The organism is Micromonospora sp. NPDC002717 (assembly GCF_040295705.1).
Lineage (GTDB): Bacteria > Actinomycetota > Actinomycetes > Mycobacteriales > Micromonosporaceae > Micromonospora.
In genome coordinates this window covers 1-1,434 of record NZ_JBEOVW010000090.1, presented here as the reverse complement: position 1 = coordinate 1,434, position 1,434 = coordinate 1, and the positions used below count along the sequence as shown (strand labels likewise).

Genomic DNA, 1,434 nt, shown 5'->3' with positions numbered 1-1,434 from the left:
AGTTTAAAGAAAATTTATATTATGCGGAAGATACGGAGTTTGTTATTCGATACCTTTTGGAGTGCAAAAGAGAGAATCGGATTTAGTTGCTAATATAATTAATTCTCTAACATATCATTATGTTCAAATAATGATGTTATCCTGAAATCTTAGAGTCACTATTGTATAATTTAGACAAAGGACAAAAACATGAAAAAACGCTACTCAAAAGAATTTAAAGAAACCCTTATCGCCTTCTATCATTCTGGTCAATCCGTCACCCAGCTGTCTAAAGAATACGACGTGGCCCCTGCAACAATTTATAAATGGATAGACCTCTACTCTAAATCTAATGAAAGCTCCGTCTCTAAAGCTGATTTTCTAGAATTAAAAAGACAACTGGCTAAAGTTAAGGAAGAACGAGACATCTTAAAAAAAATATTGACCATATTCGCCGAGAAAAAGAAGTGAGTGCTGCGGATATGGCTCAAACCATACAAACTTTAGCACTCAATGTCAGACTAAGCTGTCAACTCCTTGATGTTCCTGAATCAAGTTATTATGAACGGATTAACCGACATCCATCTAAAACTCAATTAAGGAGACAATACCTGTCACTCAAAATTTCTCAACTCTTCAATGCTAACCGAGGAATCTATGGTGCTCCTAAAATTCATCATCTTCTACTTAAACAAGGGGAAAAAGTCGGGTTAAAACTGGTACAGAAGCTAATGAAGCAACTTCAACTCAAGTCTGTAGTCATTAAGAAATTTAAGCCTGGATACTCACTAAGTGATCACATCAATCGAAAAAATCTTATACAGACTGAACCTACAAAGAAAAATAAGGTTTGGTCAACCGACATTACTTATATTCCTACTCAACAAGGATGGGCTTATCTCTCAACCATTATGGATCGTTATACTAAAAAAGTCATTGCTTGGGATTTGGGCAAGCGAATGACTGTAGAATTAGTGCAAAGAACTTTAAATAAGGCCATTAAATCACAAGACTATCCAGAAGCTGTTATTCTTCATTCTGACCAAGGAAGCCAGTATACGAGTCTAGAGTATGAAGAGTTGCTTAAGTATTATGGGATGACTCACTCTTTCAGTCGAAGGGGATACCCTTATCATAATGCCAGTCTTGAATCTTGGCATGGACATTTAAAAAGAGAGTGGGTGTATCAATTTAAATATAAGAACTTTGAAGAAGCCTATCAGAGTATTTTCTGGTACATCGAAGCCTTTTATAATTCAAAACGAATCCATCAAAGTTTAGGGTATCTTACACCTAATCAATTTGAAAAGGTAAGTGCTTAAAATAAATAGATTAAAATTCTACGTTAGTTACTCTAAAAACTTGACTTAACGTCATTATTTATTAACATGAGATTTTGTATTCATTATAGATATAGTTTAATTAAATCATTCAGAAATTGGGATGTATTTTTAT

The 1,434-nt window shown here is 33.9% G+C and carries 1 protein-coding gene; it reads left to right on the top strand.

Features of this window, described 5'->3' with window-relative positions; genetic code table 11:
• Positions 1-189: 189 nt before the first annotated feature.
• A protein-coding gene (locus ABT006_RS34975; RefSeq protein ID WP_276117871.1) for an IS3-like element IS981 family transposase occupies positions 190-1,301 on the top strand; the annotation gives its coding sequence in 2 pieces (ribosomal slippage) (positions 190-418 and positions 418-1,301; 1,113 coding nt in all).
• Positions 1,302-1,434: the final 133 nt, after the last annotated feature.